This window comes from Tsukamurella tyrosinosolvens (assembly GCF_900104775.1).
Classification (GTDB): Bacteria; Actinomycetota; Actinomycetes; order Mycobacteriales; family Mycobacteriaceae; genus Tsukamurella; species Tsukamurella tyrosinosolvens.
The window spans coordinates 360,151-377,126 of the sequence record NZ_FNSA01000003.1 but is presented as its reverse complement, the minus strand read 5'-3'; the positions used below and the strand labels follow the sequence as shown (position 1 = coordinate 377,126).

Genomic DNA, 16,976 nt, shown 5'->3' with positions numbered 1-16,976 from the left:
CGACACGCCGAAGCTCCGCCGCAGATTCCCACCGAAGCTCGCGGCGAGGCTCGATGCCGGGGCACGCCCGCCGCGGTCGACGACGTGCGGTGGATAGTGCCCGCCCAGCGGCAAGAATCCACCGCACGCCGTCCCGCCGGGCTCGGCGTCGCCGAAGACCGAGCAGCCCGGCCGGCCCCAGCGGTCAGACGAGCCCGCCGACGCGCTCCCCGGCGACGGACGCGGCCAGGACGCGGGAGACGCCGTCGGCGGTGGCGGGCCAGGAGAACTCCCCCGCCCGCTCCTGCGCCTTCGCGCCGAGCTCCTCCCGCAGCAGAGCGTCACTCAGCAGCGTGTACACCGATTCGGTGAGGCCTGCGAGGTCGCGGACCAGCAGCCCGGTGGCACCGTCGACCACGGAGTCGGTGAGCCCGCGCGACGAGACGTACCCGACGGTCGGCACCGCGTGCTGGGCCGCCTCGATCACCGTGATGCCCCAGCCCTCCTTGCGCGACGGCATGACGTGCACCCACGCGCGGGAGAGCAGCCGGTGCTTGCGCTGCTCGGTGACGTGGCCGTGGAAGGTCACGCGGTCGAGGACGCCGAGCTTCGCGGCGTGCGCGTACAGCTCGGAGTCCCACCAGCCGCTGCCGATGACGTCGAGGTGCAGGTCGGGGACGCGACGGCCCAGGCGGGCGAGCACGTCGAGGGCGTCCTCGATCTGCTTGTGCGGCACGAGCCGCGAGAGCACGACGATGCGCGGCGACGCGGACCGCACGTCCGCGACGCCCGGGGCCACCGCATCGATCCCGTTGCGCACCACGGCCACCCGCTCCGCGCCGACGCCGAGCAGCGCCAGCTCCTCCGCCGAGGGCAGCGAGACGGTGAGGTACTGGGAGCGCCGGTGCAGCCACGGCGAGAGCCGCGACTCGATGAACCAGCCGATCCGCGCCACGAGGCGTCCCGCGACGGGCCACTGCTCGCGATGGCAGTGGTGCACGAGCACCGTCACGGGCACGCCCGCGACGAGCCGCGCGAAGAACGGGATGCCGTTCTGGGTGTCGATCACCGCGTCGGGGCGGATCCCGCGCAGCGGACCGCGCCCGAACCGTGCGAGGAGGATGGCGATCAGCGCCAGGGGGTAGACGGTGAAGCGGCCGCCACCGCGGGAGAGGTGCACGCCGCGCACGGTCTCGGACCGGGCCGCGCCGGGGTACATCGCGGTCCGCAGCGTGACGCGCACCCCGCGGGCGGCCAGCTCCTCGCCGACGCGCTCGAGGTACAGCTCGCTGCCGCCGCCCTGAGGGTGGCGGGTGTCACGCCAACACAGCAGGAGGACTTCACGCACGCGTTCTAGGGTACCGTCCGGTCACGTGTACCCCTCTACCTGGAAGAACGCGACGGCACGGCTGCGGCGGCGCGCCACCCTGCGCCGCTCGGTCGGGCTGCTGTCCGACTTCCGGTTCGAGCAGTCCGAGCCCGCGCGCTTCTACGGCTCGCTGGCCCGCGACACCGTCGAGCTGACCGGCGACCTGTTCGGGGACCTCGACGGCGCCCTCGTCCTCGACGTCGGCGGCGGGCCCGGCTACTTCGAGGACGCCTTCGCCGAGCACGGCGCCGTCTACGTGCCCGTCGAGCCCGACGCGTCGGAGGCGCACGCCGCCGGCATCACGTCGTCGCGGGGCCTGCGGGGCTCGGGCCTGGCGCTCCCCATCGCCGACGGTGCCGTCGACGTCTGCCTCTCGTCCAACGTCGCCGAGCACGTGCGCGACTGGCGGGCCATGGGCGAGGAGATGCTGCGCGTCACCCGCCCGGGCGGCATGGTGATCCTGAGCTACACCCTCTGGTACGGCCCGTTCGGCGGGCACGAGATGGGACTGACCCACTACCTCGGCGGCGAGCGCGCCGCCCGGATGTACACGCGTAAACACGGGCACCCGCCGAAGAACCTCTACGGCACGTCGCTGTTCAAGGTGGGCGCGGCGGACGGGCTGGGCTGGGCCGCCACCGTCGACGGCGCGGAGCTCGTCGCGGCGTTCCCGCGCTACCACCCGTCGTGGGCGTGGTGGATGGTCCGCGTCCCGGGCCTGCGGGAGCTGCTCGTGTCGAACCTGGTCCTGGTCTTCCGCAAGCGCTGACCGGCCCGACGGTGTCGCACACGGCTCCGGCCCCCGCCGCGGGTGCGCGGAGGGGGCCGGAGAGTGGGGTGTCAGGCGGCGTCGGCAGTGGTGGACGCGTCCTCGTCGGCGGCGGCAGCGTCCGCAGCGTCCGCCGTCTCCTCGGCGGGTGCCGGAGCGGCGGTCTCCGCGGCGGCCGGCGTCTCAGCGGGGGCCGCCTCCTCCTCGGGGGCGTCCTCAGGGGCGTCCTCGGTCGCGGGAGCGGCCTCCGTGACGGTCTCCGGAGCGGATTCCGTCGCCGGGGCGGCGTCGGTCGGCTCGGCCGTCGTCGGCGCGACGGTCACCGGATCGGCCGCCTCGCTGTCGTCGGCGCGGTGCTTGCCGACGTAGGCGGTCTCGGCGTCCTTCGCCTTCTCGGCGGCGCCGGCTGCGGCGGCCTCGTCCTCCGCAGCGGGCGCGGCCGCGGTCGCGAGCAGCGATGCCGCCTCCGGCTTCGCGTCGGCGGTGAGCGACTTCGCGGCGACGTCGAGGGACTTCGCGGCGTCGGTTCCGGCGAGACCCGCGAGCCCCTTCGTCACCTCACCGAACAGGTCCGTCAGGCCGCCGCCTCCGATGACCGACGTCGCCAGAGAGACCGGCAGCGAGACGACGGTGGCGATCAGCGAGAACACCGGCTGCAGCAGGCTCAGGCCGAGGTTCACCGCGGGCACCACCACGGCGTTCGTGACCAGCTGGATCGGTCCGGCGATGACCGGGCCGACCAGCGGGATGTTCGCGACGAGGTTCGGCACGAGCTGCGCGCCGCCCGAGACGGCGCCGCTGACGACGCCGGTGAGCAGGTCGGGCAGCTTGGCGATGCCGCCCGGGGTGCCGAGGCTCGCGACGACCAGCGAGACCACGCGGCCGATGAGCTGGCCGTCCATGATGTCGAGCAGCTTGTCGTCGGGCAGGCCGCCGACGATCGCCTTGAGCTTCTCGGAGTCGATGGATCCGACCAGCTGGATGAGCTTCTCGGTCGGCAGGCCCGCGACGATCGGGCCGAGCTTCTCGACCGGGATGCCGTTGACCAGCTCGCTGAGGGTCTTGTCGTCGAGGCCCGAGACCACGGTGATGAGCTTCTCGACGGGGATCTGCTTGACCAGTGCGGTCAGCTTGTCGGCGGGCAGGCCGGCGACCACGGGGCCGAGCTTCTCGACCGGGATGAGGCCGACGATCTCGCCCAGCTTCTTCTCGTCGAAGCCCGAGACCACGGCGGCCAGCTTGTCGGTCGGAATGTAGCCGACCAGGGCGGCGAGCTTGTCGTTCGACAGACCGGCGACGGCGGGACCGATCTTCGCGGGGTCGACGGTGCCGATCACCTCGGTCAGCACGGACGTCGGCAGGCCCTCGACCAGCTTGGCGATGGTCGCGGGCGGGAGGGTCGCGACGACCGCGCCCAGCTTGTCGACGGGGATCTGCCCGACGAGTGCCGCCAGCTTGTCGTCCGGGAGGCTTCCGACCACGGGGCCGAGGACGTCGGCGGGAATGCCCCCGACGAGGTCCTTGAGCTTCTGCTGATCGAGGCCGGAGACGATGGTGACGAGGCGATCCGTCGGCAGCGCGCCGACGATCTTGCCGAGGGTGGCGTCGTCGAGGCTCTTGACCACCTCGATGAGCTTGGCCTCGGGGATCGCCTTGACCACCGCGTTGAGCTTGTCCTGGGACAGGCCCGCGACGATGGTGTTGAGCTTGTTCTGCGGCAGGCCGTTGACGATGGCCGTCAGCTTCTTCTCGTCCATCAGGTTCATGATCGCGACGACCTTGTCGGCGGGCATCGCCTCGAGGATCTTGGCGGTCTTGGCCGGGTCCATGCGCGACATGATGTCGGCGACCTTCGCCGGATTCGTCAGTGCCATCGCGTCGGCGAGCTTCTGCGAGCTGGTGTCCTCCAGCATCGCCGCGATCGCCCCTGGAGGCAGCAGGTCGATGATGCTCGTCATCTGCACGTCCATGCGCAGTGGGGCCGCCGCCGCGGGCACGGCGAGCACCTGCGCGGGGGACGGCAGCTGGAAGCTCGACGAGGGCATGGCGGTGAGCGTCAGCGAGCCGGCGAGGACGGTCGCGGCCAGCGCCTGGGTGATCACCCCCGTCCGGCTCCAGCTGAACGGGGTGCCTCCGACGGGCGCGGTGTTCGTGGGCAGGGTGGCAGCACGCATAGGTCTCTCCTGGGTTCTTCACGTGACGATCCACGCGCCTGGGGGTCGGCGGCGATCGGATGACTGAGGGAGTTCACTCGCTGATAAGGAACGGTGGTCACCCTCGATCACCGCGAAGATTAATCACAGGATTCACTACCTGGCAGTAGCAAATCCGTTTCGAAATGCAACCGTTATCGTTTCGTGACTGGCATCACAATCGCCAGCAAACATGCAGGTCGAGAGCCTTTAGTGGAGTAGCACGTCAGTCACAGGTTTGCGGTCGCACATTCATTAGCGCGCCGTTCGACTCAGACTTCGCGCGTACGGAATGCCGCAAAGGCGACAAAGTTAGTGAACGATTCCGTACCTCGGTGGCGGGAACCGCTGTTCACCGACCTACCGTAGTCATCCGATGACTCGCCGCAACTTGTCCGGATTGCGCACCGTGTACACGCCGGTCACCGCGCCACCGTCGACCTCGATGCAGGTGACCTGGTCGACCACCCCGTCGAACGTCACGACCATCGCCGGCATGCCGTTGTAGACCGCGAACCGCAGCCCGAGCTCCCCCATCGTGGCGCTCTTCCGGAACAGCCCAGCGACGAACCGGGCCACCCGGTCCGCGCCCTGCACCGGCCGCCGCGCGGCCGAGACCACCCCGCCGCCGTCGCCCAGGTACACGACGTCGGGCGCCAGGAGGTCCATGAGCGCCTGCACGTCCCCCGTCGCCGCCGCCAGCACGAACCGCTCGGCGACGCCCTGCGCCTGCGCCGGATCCACGACCTCCCGCGGTCGCCGGGCCCGCACGTGCCCGCGGGCGCGGTGCGCCGTCTGGCGCACCGTCGCCTCGCTCTTGCCGACGGCCTCGGCGATCTCGGGGTAGCCGAAATCGAAGACCTCCCGCAGCACGAAGACCGCGCGCTCGGTGGGCGTCAGCGATTCCAGGACCAGCAGCATCGCCGTGGTCACCGCCTCGCCCGTGAGCACGTGCTCGGCCGGCGCGTCGCCCGTCGGTGCCTCCAGCGGCTCCGGCAGCCACGGCCCCACGTACTCCTCCCGCCGCCGCGATGCGGCCCGCAGGGCGTTGAGCGCCTGCCGGGTCACGATGCGCGCCAGGTACGCCCGCGGGTTCTCGACGGTGTCGAGGTCCACCTCGCGCCACCGCAGGTAACTCTCCTGCAGCACGTCCTCCGCGTCCGCGACGCTGCCCAGGATCTCGTACGCCACGGAGAACAGCAGCGCGCGATGCCCGGCGAAGAGCTCCTCGGCACTCATCGCGGCGCGGGCAACCAGGCGTAGCGCGCGGTCCTGGCGGCTCCCTTGGCCACCCTGCAGACCTGCTCCTTGACCAGCGCCGCGGAGCGCCCGCCGAACTGGAGGCGGGTGGGGGTGTCGTCGCGCCGGGCGGCCTGGATCACCGCGCTCCTCCGGCCGATCGAGACGTTCTGCCCGGTGTAGCCCATCGAGTACGGCTTCGCCCGCTTCCCCGCGACCTCCCGGGCCAGGTTGTCCGCACCGTGCGCGCCCTGGGGCAGCGCGGTCTGGCAGCTCAACCGTGCGCCGGGGACGGCGGCACCGTCGCCCACCGCGACGATCCGCGGGTCGGAGACGCTGCGCAGGAACTCGTCGACGATCACGCGCCCGGCGTCGTCGACGGCGAGGCCGCTGCGCGCCGCGAGGTCGCTGACCTGGGTCGCGATGGCCCACAGCACGAGGTCGGCACCGTCGGCGCCGTCGAACCGGCCGCGCTCCACCACGACGCCGAGGCGGTCGAGCTCGCGCCGGACCCGCGCCCGCGCGCCGGGCCCGAGCGACGCCCCGACCTCGCCCTCGCTGAGCAGTCGTACCCGCAGGCCGGGGCGGGATTCGGCGACCTCGGCCGCGGTCTCGATGCCGGTCAGGCCCCCGCCGACGACGGTGACGCCGGCCCCGTCGGGCAGGGCGGACAGCGCCCGGTGCGCCTCCTCCGCCGTCTCGAGCGCGCCCACCGCGAAGGCGCCCGACGGTGCCGTCGGCGCCCCGCCCGCGGCGTAGATCGCGCGGTCGAAGGGGAGGGAGGTGCCGTCGGCGAGGAGCAGCGTGCCGTCGCCGATCTTGTCGACGGAGCCGACGACCAGGCGGATCCGCGGGTCCAGCATCTCGGTGAGCGGCGTGACGACCGTGCCGCTGCCCGCGATGTGCTCGTGCAGTCGCACCCGCTCGACGAACCCGGGCCGCGGGTTGACCACGGTCACCTCCGCGTCCGCCTTCTTCACCAGCCGATTCGCGGCGATGGTGCCCGCGTAGCCCGCGCCGATCACGACGACCTTCATGATTGCCTCCTCATGCGAATTCGAGTCTTCCGCACATGGGACACCGGCCGCGCGCGATCTGTGACACGCCTTCCGAAAGTCGAGTCCTGCGGCGCACGGCGACAGCATTCGGCGCGCCGCCCCGGAGAATTCGACTTTCGGAACGCGCGGGGACTCAACCCTCCGCGATCGCGGCGAGCGGGGGCGTGCGGGCGGCGCGGATGGCGGGCAGGATCGCCGCCCCGACGCCGACGAATGCGGACGCGACCAGCATGACGATCACCGTGGACCACGGCACCACCACGGAACCGAGGCCCTCGTCACGCAGCGCGTGCACGAGCGAGACGCCCAGCAGCACCCCGAGCACCAGCCCCAGCGCGGCGCCGAAGACCGCGATGAGCATGGACTCCAGGTAGATCGAGCGGCGCACCTGCGAGCGGATGAGGCCGATCGCGCGGAGCATCCCGATCTCGCGGCGGCGCTCGACGACCGACAGCGCCAGCGTGTTGACGATGCCGAGGATCGCGATCACCACCGCGAGGCCGAGCAACCCGTACAGCACGCCCATGAGCGCCGTGATCGCCTGCCCCGCCTGATCCTTGAGGTCGTCCTGGTCGTCGACGTTGACCACGAGCAACGGCTTCACGGCCTCACGCAGGCGCTCCTTGAGATCGCTCACCGACGTGCCGTCGGCGGCGTCGACGAACACCGACTGCGGCGAGACGAGCGGGGCGGTGGCGCCGCTCGCGGGCGGATACAGGGTGTTCATGTCGGCGGCGGTGATCACGGGGCCGGACAGCGAACCGCCGGTGGCGGAGTAGATCCCGGTCACCGCGAGCTTCGCCTTCGCGGCGCCGACGGCGGACGCCGGCTCGACCTCGGTGCCCACGTCCCAGCCGCGTTCGCGGGCCGTGCGGTCGTCGACGAGCAGCCCGCCCTGTTTCAGCGTCAGCTCGCCCGCCGTCCGGGTGAGGTTGAACGCGGTGGTGATGTCACCGTCGACCCCGAGGGCGCTGAGCCGGTCGCCGCCGATCCGCACCGGCACCCCGTAGAGGATGGTCTTGGTGCCGACGCCGGGGACGTCCTTGATCGCCGTGAGGGCGGCCGGCGGCATGCCGAGCGACGGCGCCTGCAACATGAGGTCGGAGCGGATGCCCTGATCGACCTGCGCGTCGACCGACTTCTGCATCGACGCGCCGAGTGTGCCGATGACGCCGACCAGCGCCACGCCGATCACCAGCGCGAAGGCGGTGGCGGTGGTGCGCTGCGGGTTCCGCATCACGTTGGTGCGGCCCAGCCGGCCCGCGGGCCCGAAGGGGGCGGCGATGACCTTGCCGATGCCGCCGAGCAGCGGCGCCACCAGCGCGGGGCCGCCGATCACGATAGCGAGGATCAACCCGAAGCCGGCGATGCCCACCTCGATCGCGGCGGTGGAGCCGACCTCGGTGGTCGCCACGAAGAGCAGCGCCAGCGAGCACAGCAGCAGGGCCGCGCCGACCGCGCCGCGGACGAGCAGCGACTGCGCGGAGCCACCGTCCTGGGCGCGCATCGCGGCGACGGGCGGCACCCGGGAGGCGCGCACGGCGGGGATGAGGGCGGAGATCACCGTGACGACGGTGCCGACCACCATCACCGTGATCACCACGGACGGGCTCACGGCGAGGCCGCCGTCGGGGAAGCCCGCGCCCGCGGCGGTGACGCCGGCGCGCAGCAGCACCGCGAGGCCGATGCCGACGGCGAGCCCCAGCGCGCTGCCGACCACGCCCACGACGAGCGCCTCCAGCACCACCGAGTTGCGCACCTGCTCGCGTCCGGCGCCGATGGCGCGGAGCAGCGCGAGCTCGGAGAGCCGCTGCGCCACGAGCATCGAGAAGGTGTTGTAGATGATGAAGACGCCCACGAGGAGCCCGATGAGGCCGAAGGCGACGAGGAAGTAGTTGAGGAAGCTCAGGCCCTGGTTGATCGTGTCCTCGAACTCCTGCCGCACCTCCGCGCCCGTCTGCACGTTCAGGTCGGGCAGGCGCTCGGCGAGGGCGTCGCGCAGCTGCTCTGGCGAGGTGCCCTGTGCGGCACCGACCTCGATGTAGGGGGCGGTCGCGCCGTCGCCGAAGAGCTTCTGCGCCTCGTCCTTCGCGAACAGCGCGCCCAGGTAGCCGCCGGAGTCGGTGGAGATCGTGTACAGCCCCACGATCGTCACGTCGGTCGGGCCGGGCGAGTGCGGCGCGACGATGGTGGTCTTCGCGCCCACGGGCAGCTTCAGTCGTTCGGAGGCGGATTCGTTGAGCACCATCTCGTTCGGGGCGGACGGCGCCCGCCCCGAGGTGATCTTCAGGCCGTCGGGGTCGAGGTTCTCGCCGGGCGGCAGGTACGCGCCGCCGACCTGCGGGGCGCCGGTGGGCGAGACGACGTCGCCGTTCCCGTCGCGCAGGGCGATGGTGCCGGTGACGGCCGGAACGACGACGCGCACGCCCGGCACCGCCTTCACCTGGTCCACGACGGAGAGCGGCACGCCCGGGCCGGCCGGGCCGAATCCGCCCTGGCCCTGGGCGTTCTCGGGCGAGATGCGCGCGTCGACGCCGACGGCGATCTTGTCGGAGATCCCGTCGAAGGCCTTCGACAGGGTGCCGGTGAAGACCATCGAGCCGGCGATGAACGACGTGCCCAGCAGCACCGAGAGCACCGTCAGGACGAGGCGCCCCTTGTGCGCCAAGAGGTTCCGCAGCGCCACCCGGCGCATCGGATTCGCCATCAGCGGGCGACGAGCTCGTCGAGGTGGATCATCTTCTCCAGCACCCGTTCCGCGGTGGGGCTGCGCATCTCGTCGACGATGCGGCCGTCGGCGAGGAAGACGACGCGGTCGGCGTAGGAGGCGGCGCGCGGATCGTGGGTCACGATGACGACGGTCTGCCGGAAGTCGTCGACCGCGGCGCGCAGGATGGACAGCACCTCGGCGCCCGAGCGCGAATCCAGGTTGCCGGTGGGCTCGTCGCCGAAGATGATCTCCGGCCGCCCGACGAGCGCGCGGGCGCAGGCGACGCGCTGCTGCTGGCCGCCCGACAGCTCGGTGGGCCGGTGATCGAGCCGGTCCCGCAGACCCAGCCGGTCGATCACCGCGTTCAGCCACTGCTCGTCGGGCTTGCGGCCCGCGATGTCGAGCGGGAGCGTGATGTTCTCGATCGCCGTGAGCGTGGGCACCAGGTTGAAGCTCTGGAAGACGAAGCCGATCCGGTCGCGTCGAAGCTGGGTGATCTGCTTGTCGTTCAGCGAGGTCAGCTCCGTGCCGCCCACCTGCACCGAGCCGCCCGAGGCGGCGTCGAGCCCGGCGAGGCAGTGCATGAGCGTCGACTTGCCCGAGCCCGACGGCCCCATGATGGCGGTGAACTCCCCCGCCCGGAAGTCGACGGTGACGCCCGCGAGCGCGTGCACGACGTTGTCGCCCTCGCCGTAGACCTTGGTGACGCCGACGGCGCGCGCGGCCACCGTCTCGGGCGTGGGCAGCGTCGCCGGCGCGTAGGGAGTCTGTGACATGTCACCGAGAATGCCAGAATCTCGTCACCTGCGGCATCGGGGCGATCCCCCACACCGAATCGGACACATCGGGTGCGGCTCCGCCCGCATCCGTCATGATGGACCGATGCGCCTCGAACCTCGGATCCTCACGCAGCTCTCCGGCGTGCTCGACCTGCGCGACGGGAAGTTCTTCGGCAGCTGCTTCGGGCACCGGGTACCCGACGACCTGCTGGCCGCCGTGACGGTGCACGGCGCCGCGACCAACCGGGCCACCGCCGGCTTCGCGTCCCCGTCCCGGGCGCAGGCGGCGATGCCCGTCGAGCTCGAGCACTGGGACGCCGTCCCGCCGGAGGACGGCGAGTGGGACACCGTGCTGCGCACCCAGCTGTGCGTCGACACCTCCGGCTCCGTCGAGTGGTTCTCCCCCACCGCGGACGGGCCCGGCGAGGTGCTGGAGTTCCCCATGGCCCGCGGCTACTACGAGGTCGAGGCCGCCGCGCGGCACGCCGGCGAGGGCGACGACCACTGGCGACTGCGATTCTGGTCGTCGCCGGAGTACGGCCCCGATCTGGCCGAGATCCGCGAGATCGCCGCACTGGCCCGCTGACCGCGCCGCCTCCCCCGAATCCGCCCGCGCCGCGCGCCACCCCGCTAGTGTGATCGCAACATCGGGGTCTGGGGGGACCACATGGCTACATCTGCGCTCCGCGCGTTCCAGGCGGGCGTCGCCGCGCTCGGGATCGGGATCGGCGAGTTCGAGGCGGGGCCGCCCGACCCCGCGCTCGCGCGCCGCGCCTTCGAGGCCGCCACCACCGCAGATCCGGGGATGGCCGACGCCTGGCTGGGCCGCGCCGCGGCCGGCGAGAACACCGCCGAGGTGCTCGCCGCACTGCACCGCCACGTCGAGGGGATCGGCGCCGCCGCCCGCCGCGTGGGTCTTGCGCCCGGCGCGCTGAGCTCCACCTTCGCCACCGGCCTCTACGTGGACTACCCGCTCCGCGACGCCGCGACCGCGCACGTCGCCTACGCCGCGCGCCTGCTCGCCGACGGTGCGCCCGACGAGGCCGAGCGCGCCCTCGACGGCGCCCCGCCGTGCCCGATCGCCCACTACCAGCGCGCGGTCGTCGCCGCCCGGACCCGACGGTGGCCGGACGCCCTGACCGCGCTCGCCGGGCACGCCGACTGGGACGACCCGGTGCTCGCCGCCGCGGCGGCCACGATCGCGGGATCCGCCGCGGCGCAACTCGGCCGGTTCGCCGAGGCCACCCGGCTGCTGACCGTCGCGGCCGAGGGCCCGGTGCCCGGCGCCGCCGCCGCGGCCCGGTACTGCCACGGCCTCGTCCTGCGGGAGCAGGGCGAGGAGGAGCGCGCGCGCGAACTGCTGGAGCGGGCGGCACCGTCGTACCCGCCCGCGGAGGCCGCGCTGCGCGACCCGGGCCACCGCCTGGTGCTCGACGCCCCGGACGCGCCCGCCCCCGACGACGCACCCGCCGAAGCCGGCGACGAGCTACTGGCCGCGGCCTCCGACGAGCTGGAGCGGCAGGTCGGGCTGCGCGAGGTGAAGGAGCAGGTCACCCGGCTGCGGACGACGATGCAGCTGGCCCGGGTGCGCGCCGACCGCGGGCTGTCGAGCGGGAGCCGGTCGCTGCACCTCGCCTTCACCGGTCCGCCCGGCACGGGGAAGACGACGGTGGCGCGCATCGTCGCGCGGATGTACCGCGGGCTGGGGCTACTGGCGACCGACACCGTGGTCGAGTGCTCGCGCCGCGACCTCGTCGGGCAGTACCTCGGCGCCACGGCGCAGAAGACCTCCGCGGTCATCGACTCCGCGCTCGACGGGGTGCTGTTCATCGACGAGGCCTACACGCTGGTGCAGGAGGGCCTCAGCGGCGGCGACGCGTTCGGGCAGGAGGCGATCGACACGCTGCTCGCGCGGATGGAGAACGACCGCGACCGCCTCGTCGTGATCGTGGCGGGCTACGACGCCGAGATCGACCGCTTCCTCGGCTCCAACGAGGGCCTGGCCTCGCGGTTCGCGCGCCGCATCCGGTTCCCCGGCTACAGCCCGGGCGAGCTCGCCGAGATCGGCGCGGCGATGGCCCGCTCGCGCGACGCGGTGCTCACCGGCGACGCGGCGGAGGTGTTGGAGACCTGCTGCGCCGGCGTCGCCGACCGGCTCGACCGCCTGGGCAACGGCCGGTTCGTGCGGAACGTCATCGAGGCGGCCGAGGAGGAGCGGGAGCTGCGGCTCGCCGACTCGGGCCTGGACCTGGCCGGGGTCGACGAGGCGGTGCTCATGCGGATCGAGGCCGCCGACATGGCGCGGGCGCTCGACGGGATCCTCGGCGCCGCGGTCTGATCTAGCGGGACCCGGCGACGTTGGCGGCGTAGGCGTCGCTGTTCGACGGCCCGGTGCCGGTCATCATCACCTCGTCGGCGAGCCGGTCGGCCGCCTCGAGGTCGATGCCGGTCTCGCGCTGGCTGTGCACCAGGAAGATCTCCGCGTCGAGCGACGGCTCGCCGTCCGAGTAGACCATGCACTCGACCACGATGAGGTCGGTCTCCGCCTTGACGATGTGCGACGTCAGCCGCACCCCCAGGCTGAGGACGTCGCCCACGTGCAGCGGCCGCAAGTAGGTGAAGGACTGGCCCGCGTGCATGATCGCCGCGAGGTTGCATCCGGGGATGGCCCGGCCGACCACCGCGGACGCCGCCTGCAGCATGGGTGCGCCGAGCATCGTCGCCGGCACGACCACGTCGTCCGGAAGCCGGCGGCTGACGGCGTAGGGGACGTCCCAGCTGCGGGTCGCGCGGGCGAACGACCGCACCGTCTCCGCGCCGATCTCGTAAGCGTCGGGGAACCACAGTTCCCATTCGTCGGCGACGGCCACGGTCACTCCTCGAGGGCTCTGCCCTCGTTTCAGCGTTGGAGGGACGCACAAGAATAACCACAGGTCGGGTGGGATCCCAAACGCAGGACAGCCCTATGACAACACGGCGTGTCACTCGGCGCACACCTCGGTGACACGGCGGCCGTTCCGCACTAGCGTCGAAGGCATGTGGAGGACCAACTCACTGCGCGTCGCCGTCGTCGGCGCCGGCATCGGCGGGCTGGCGGTGGCCTCCGGCCTGCAGCGCGCCGGTGCCGAGGTGATCGTCCTCGAGCAGGCCGCCCGTTTCCTCCCCCGGGGCTCCGGACTTTCGCTGCTCTCCAACGGTTTCGCGGCCCTCCGCTCGCTCGGCCTCGAGGAGCGGGTGCGGGAGGTCGTGGCCGACGGTCCGCCGTCCATCCCGTACGGCACCCGCCGCGCGGACGGCACCCGGCTCACCGAGTTCTCGCCGGCCACCCTCGCCGATCTGCGGGTGGTGGACCGCACCGACCTGCACCGGGCCCTGTTGCGGGACCTGGCCCCGGACACCGTCCGGCCGGGCATCCGGGTGGAGGGGCTCAGCCGCGAGACGCTGGACCTCGGACCGAGCGGGCTGCTCGAGGACTGGCACGTGCTGGTCGGCGCCGACGGGATCCGCAGCCGCGTCCGGGGCAGTCACGCCGGCGACCCCGGGGCCGCGTACTGCGGCTACGGGGCGTGGCGGGGCATCACCGACACCCCCGTCGCGCTGCCCGACAGCGGCGAGACCTTCGGCCGGGGCGAGCGGTTCGGGTACGTGCCGCTGCGCGACGGCCGCGTGTACTGGTTCGCGGTGCGCCCCGCCGCCGACGACGATCTGCCCGAACCCGGGGAGCTCGAGGAGCGGTACGGCGAGTGGCACGACCCGATCCCCGCACTCCTGGCCGCGACGGCCCCGGAACGCATCGGCTACCAGCCCATCGAGCGGCTGGCGCACCCGCTGCGCACGTACTCGCGGGGCCCGGCGACGCTGGTCGGCGACGCCGCGCACGCCATGCCGCCCACGCTGGGGCAGGGCGCGAACCTGGCGCTGGAGGACGCCGCGGTGCTGGTCTCGCTGCTCCGGCCGATCGCGCGGGACCACGACCCGCGGGACATCCCGACCAAGCTCGCCGCCTACGACAAGGCGCGCCGGCCCCGGACGCAGTCCATCGCGCGGCAGGCGTACCTGATCGGCGCGGCGTTGCAGTGGCCGACGCCGCTCTTCGTCCGCGGGCGGGACGTGGCGATGCGCGCCGCCCCGAACGCCATGATGGACCGGGTCTTCCGCAGCGCGCAGCGCTGGTCGCCGCCGGACTGACGGCCCGCCGACCCACCGCCGTGCCCCGCCGCGGGGGCACGACGGTCGTCGCTAGAGGAGCGGGATCGCGTCGAGGACGTCGCTGAGCAGGCCGCCTCCCGCGTCGGAACCCGACGAGGTGGACGCGCCCGGGACGGAGGCCGCGACGCCGGCGTCCGTGGACGACGCGGCGCCGCCCGCGCCCGACCCGCCGGTGGTGGAACCGCTCGCGCCGCCCGCGCCGGTGGACGCGGAGCCGCCCGAACCGTTTGAGGTCACGCCACCCGCGGTACCGGTGGTGCCCTCGGCCCGCGCGCCGGTGGATCCGGTCCCCGCGAGCGAGGCGGCGGTGTCGCGGTCCGCGCCGGGCGCCGAGGCGCTCGCGGCCGCACCCGTGCCCGCTGCCTGGACGGTCGAGTCGGAGTCGGGTGCGCCCGCACCCGTCGCGCCGCCGCCACCCGCGGCCGAGGGCGCCTGCGGGCCTGCGGCCTGCGGGGACGCACCCTGAGGTGCCACGCCCTGCGGCGTCGTGCCCTGCGGGGCGGTGCGGCCCGCGGTTCCGCCACCCGCGCCCGTGCCGGTACCGCGGGCGCCGGTCCCACCGGCGCCGCCGCCCTGCTGCGCCGTTCCGACCGGCTGTGCTGCTGCGCCCTGCTGCCCGGCGCCACCCTGGGCACCGCCGCCCTGTGCCGTGGCGGCCTGCGCACCGCCGCCACCGCCCGCGCCGCCCGCGCCACTCGTACGGCCCGAGGCGCCGGGAGCTGCGGCGCCCGTACCGTTCCCGCCCGCGCCCGCTCCGCTGGAGCCTTGCCCGCCCGCGGCCGCAGGCGCACCTGCGGAGCCCACCGGCGCACCGGGTTTCGCCGTCCCCGCCGTCCCGGCGGTCGACGCCGGACCGCCCGGCTTCGCCGGACCGGCGGGCTTCGCGGGGGCACCGGGCTTGCCCGGGCCCGCAGGCTGGACGGGAGCGGGAGGCTGCGACGGGTCGCCGCCGGCCTGCGCGGCGCCCGCGCCGAGCCAGATCGACCCCGCCGCGACGGCCGCGGCCGCCGATGCCGTCATCCGCGTCACCGACACGGCCGTCCGGACGTCCTTACGATGCCGTCCCTGATACCTGGACATGAATTCTCCTTCTCCCTCGCGCACGACCATTCCCTCGGCGGCCGACCCGGCGTCCACAGCGCAGCACCGATCACCGCGACACCGGCGATGTGCTCGCGACGCGCGGATGAGAAGCATTGATGTGAAAGAGAACTCGGAGGTGGTTGCTATGGCTACCGATTCGACCCATCTCCGAGCCAACACGAGTAACGAATCGGAATCCAGGGGACACAGGTAACAAAACCAACACGATGTGAACGCGACCACATGCGCGGAAAGCGTCTTCGGAAACTGTCTTGCCCACCGTGAAGGGCAGAGTGTTTCGCGGCGGTAATTTTTTCGATCACACCCCACAATCGCACCCGTCACGGCACCGAACCCTCGCCGACGGCGATTGCCGCCGCCACTTCCGACACAATCAGTACACCGTACGATTTGCCATCGCGTCCCGAGCCGTCCGGCGTGCGACATCGCGTCGCCCACTGTCTCGACGTTCCGCCTCAGCGGTCTCGTCGCGCGAACGGCGCTGCGGCCCCGTCGAAATCGCCGGGGCGGCCGCCCCACCGGGACCGGAATCGCGCGCGAGCGCATAATCGAACCATGTCCTTCGGCAACCGAAGCGTCTCGGACCTGGTCGGCCGGTCGGTCGGCGATCCCCTCGCACCGTTCGCCCTCCGGCCCGAGAAGGCCCACATCGCCTCCCCCGACGGGAACGCAGTGCTGGGCTACGCGATCCGGCTCGGCGTGGTCGTCGCGAGCGGCGACCCCGTCGGCCTCACCCCCGAGGCCCGCGCTGCCGCGGTCGCGGAATTCGTGCGGCGCGCCGGGCGCCGCCCGATCGCGGTGCTGGGGGCCGGGGAGGCCGCCCGCCCGCTGTGGGAGGCGCACGGCCTGCGGGCGGTGCCCATCGGCCGCGACGTCGTCGTCGACACCTGCTCCTTCGACCTCGTCGGACGACGGTTCCGCAACCTCCGCCAGGCCGTCTCCCGCACCCGCAACGCGGGCGTCACCGTCGAGATCGTGAGGGAGGCCGACGTCACCGACCTGGACCGGCAGGCCGTCCGCCGGATGGAGACCCTCGCGGGGCACGATCCCACCCGCGGCTTCTCGATGATCCTGGGACGCATGCTCGACGGCGCCACGCCCGACGGGGTCTTCGCCCTCGCCAGGACGGCCGACGGCACCGTCTGCGCCGCGCACCGGTACCTGCCCGCCGGACCCGAGGACCTCTCGCTCGACCTGCCGCTCCGCGCGCGCCGGGCGCCCAACGGCGTGGACGAGCGGCTCACGCTGGAGACCATCGCGTGGGCGCGCGACCACGGCTACAAGCGCGTCTCCCTCGCCTTCGCACCCTTCCCCGACCTGTTCGCCGACGACGCGACGGCCCTGCGGCATCCGTGGGCCCGCGCTGCGGCCCGGCGGGCCGTTCACGCCTTCGACCCGCTGCTGCACGTCGAGCGGCTGTACCGCTACCTGCGCAAGTACCGCTCCTTCGACCAGGAGCGCGCGGTCATGCTGCGCCCGCACCAGCTCGTGCGGGTCGCGGCCGCGCTGATCCTGCTCGAGTTCGGCCGGTACGGCCGCGGCACCCGGCTCTGAACCGGCGCCGCGCC

Annotated in this window: 13 protein-coding genes; 5 read left to right on the top strand and 8 right to left on the bottom strand. The window is 73.2% G+C overall.

All coding sequences use genetic code 11. From position 1 onward, the window contains the following. Positions 1-184: 184 nt before the first annotated feature. Positions 185-1,327 carry a glycosyltransferase family 4 protein gene (locus tag BLW32_RS03155; RefSeq protein ID WP_068740636.1) on the bottom strand — a complete coding sequence of 381 codons (1,143 nt, stop codon included), beginning with the start codon at positions 1,325-1,327 and terminating at the stop codon, positions 185-187. Between the two features lie 25 nt (positions 1,328-1,352). Between BLW32_RS03155 and BLW32_RS03150 the strand changes: the two genes are divergently transcribed. Continuing rightward, complete coding sequence (locus tag BLW32_RS03150; protein ID WP_068740635.1) at positions 1,353-2,117, top strand: class I SAM-dependent methyltransferase; 765 nt, start codon at positions 1,353-1,355, stop codon at positions 2,115-2,117. A 71-nt stretch (positions 2,118-2,188) separates the two neighbouring features. Here the strand turns inward: BLW32_RS03150 and BLW32_RS03145 are convergent, their stop codons facing one another. The 5 genes from BLW32_RS03145 to BLW32_RS03125 all read right to left on the bottom strand — a co-directional run bounded on the left by BLW32_RS03145 (position 2,189) and on the right by BLW32_RS03125 (position 10,092). Further along, on the bottom strand, positions 2,189-4,291 hold the full coding sequence (locus BLW32_RS03145) for a magnesium transporter MgtE N-terminal domain-containing protein (RefSeq protein ID WP_068740634.1): 2,103 nt from the start codon (positions 4,289-4,291) through the stop codon (positions 2,189-2,191). Positions 4,292-4,678: 387 nt separating this feature from the next. Continuing rightward, positions 4,679-5,548 carry an RNA polymerase sigma-70 factor gene (locus tag BLW32_RS03140; RefSeq protein WP_068740633.1) on the bottom strand — a complete coding sequence of 290 codons (870 nt, stop codon included), beginning with the start codon at positions 5,546-5,548 and terminating at the stop codon, positions 4,679-4,681. Then, complete coding sequence (locus BLW32_RS03135; protein ID WP_068740632.1) at positions 5,545-6,585, bottom strand: NAD(P)/FAD-dependent oxidoreductase; 1,041 nt, start codon at positions 6,583-6,585, stop codon at positions 5,545-5,547. The genes BLW32_RS03140 and BLW32_RS03135 overlap by 4 nt, the downstream gene beginning before the upstream one ends. Positions 6,586-6,739: 154 nt before the next feature. Further along, entirely contained in the window at positions 6,740-9,313 is a 2,574-nt protein-coding gene (locus BLW32_RS03130) for an ABC transporter permease (protein ID WP_068740631.1), read from the bottom strand. After that, positions 9,313-10,092 (bottom strand): ABC transporter ATP-binding protein, encoded by a 780-nt coding sequence (locus tag BLW32_RS03125; protein WP_068740630.1) that lies wholly within the window; start codon positions 10,090-10,092, stop codon positions 9,313-9,315. Before BLW32_RS03125 ends, BLW32_RS03130 begins: the two co-directional genes overlap by 1 nt. Before the next feature lie 106 nt (positions 10,093-10,198). Here BLW32_RS03125 and BLW32_RS03120 point away from each other — a divergent pair, with 106 nt between their 5' ends. Both BLW32_RS03120 and eccA read left to right on the top strand, forming a co-directional pair. Next, complete coding sequence (locus BLW32_RS03120; RefSeq protein ID WP_068740629.1) at positions 10,199-10,681, top strand: hypothetical protein; 483 nt, start codon at positions 10,199-10,201, stop codon at positions 10,679-10,681. Positions 10,682-10,762: 81 nt separating this feature from the next. Continuing rightward, positions 10,763-12,433, top strand: a complete 1,671-nt coding sequence (gene eccA, locus BLW32_RS03115; RefSeq protein WP_068740628.1) for a type VII secretion AAA-ATPase EccA — start codon at positions 10,763-10,765, stop codon at positions 12,431-12,433. A 1-nt stretch (position 12,434) separates the two neighbouring features. Here eccA and BLW32_RS03110 read toward each other — a convergent pair whose 3' ends face one another. Further along, entirely contained in the window at positions 12,435-12,965 is a 531-nt protein-coding gene (locus BLW32_RS03110) for an FAS1-like dehydratase domain-containing protein (RefSeq protein WP_074850891.1), read from the bottom strand. A gap of 166 nt (positions 12,966-13,131) precedes the next feature. On the opposite strand from BLW32_RS03110, the gene BLW32_RS03105 reads away from it, so the two are divergent. After that, positions 13,132-14,283 carry an FAD-dependent monooxygenase gene (locus BLW32_RS03105; protein ID WP_225535850.1) on the top strand — a complete coding sequence of 384 codons (1,152 nt, stop codon included), beginning with the start codon at positions 13,132-13,134 and terminating at the stop codon, positions 14,281-14,283. Positions 14,284-14,334: 51 nt separating this feature from the next. Here the strand turns inward: BLW32_RS03105 and BLW32_RS03100 are convergent, their stop codons facing one another. Further along, positions 14,335-15,384 carry a hypothetical protein gene (locus BLW32_RS03100; protein WP_139286045.1) on the bottom strand — a complete coding sequence of 350 codons (1,050 nt, stop codon included), beginning with the start codon at positions 15,382-15,384 and terminating at the stop codon, positions 14,335-14,337. 579 nt (positions 15,385-15,963) lie between these two features. Here BLW32_RS03100 and BLW32_RS03095 point away from each other — a divergent pair. Further along, positions 15,964-16,962: a phosphatidylglycerol lysyltransferase domain-containing protein gene (locus tag BLW32_RS03095; protein ID WP_068523483.1), complete on the top strand. Its 999-nt coding sequence runs from the start codon at positions 15,964-15,966 to the stop codon at positions 16,960-16,962. The last annotated feature ends 14 nt before the right edge of the window (positions 16,963-16,976 follow it).

Excerpts from the sequence above, each read along its gene's own strand:
- BLW32_RS03100 (WP_139286045.1), bottom strand. The coding sequence starts at position 15,384 with ATGTCCAGGTATCAGGGACGGCATCGTAAGGACGTCCGGACGGCCGTG.
- BLW32_RS03125 (WP_068740630.1), bottom strand. The coding sequence starts at position 10,092 with ATGTCACAGACTCCCTACGCGCCGGCGACGCTGCCCACGCCCGAGACG.
- BLW32_RS03130 (WP_068740631.1), bottom strand. The coding sequence starts at position 9,313 with ATGGCGAATCCGATGCGCCGGGTGGCGCTGCGGAACCTCTTGGCGCAC.
- eccA (WP_068740628.1), top strand. The coding sequence starts at position 10,763 with ATGGCTACATCTGCGCTCCGCGCGTTCCAGGCGGGCGTCGCCGCGCTC.
- BLW32_RS03095 (WP_068523483.1), top strand. The coding sequence starts at position 15,964 with ATGTCCTTCGGCAACCGAAGCGTCTCGGACCTGGTCGGCCGGTCGGTC.
- BLW32_RS03145 (WP_068740634.1), bottom strand. The coding sequence starts at position 4,291 with ATGCGTGCTGCCACCCTGCCCACGAACACCGCGCCCGTCGGAGGCACC.
- BLW32_RS03135 (WP_068740632.1), bottom strand. The coding sequence starts at position 6,585 with ATGAAGGTCGTCGTGATCGGCGCGGGCTACGCGGGCACCATCGCCGCG.
- BLW32_RS03105 (WP_225535850.1), top strand. The coding sequence starts at position 13,132 with ATGTGGAGGACCAACTCACTGCGCGTCGCCGTCGTCGGCGCCGGCATC.
- BLW32_RS03120 (WP_068740629.1), top strand. The coding sequence starts at position 10,199 with ATGCGCCTCGAACCTCGGATCCTCACGCAGCTCTCCGGCGTGCTCGAC.
- BLW32_RS03140 (WP_068740633.1), bottom strand. The coding sequence starts at position 5,548 with ATGAGTGCCGAGGAGCTCTTCGCCGGGCATCGCGCGCTGCTGTTCTCC.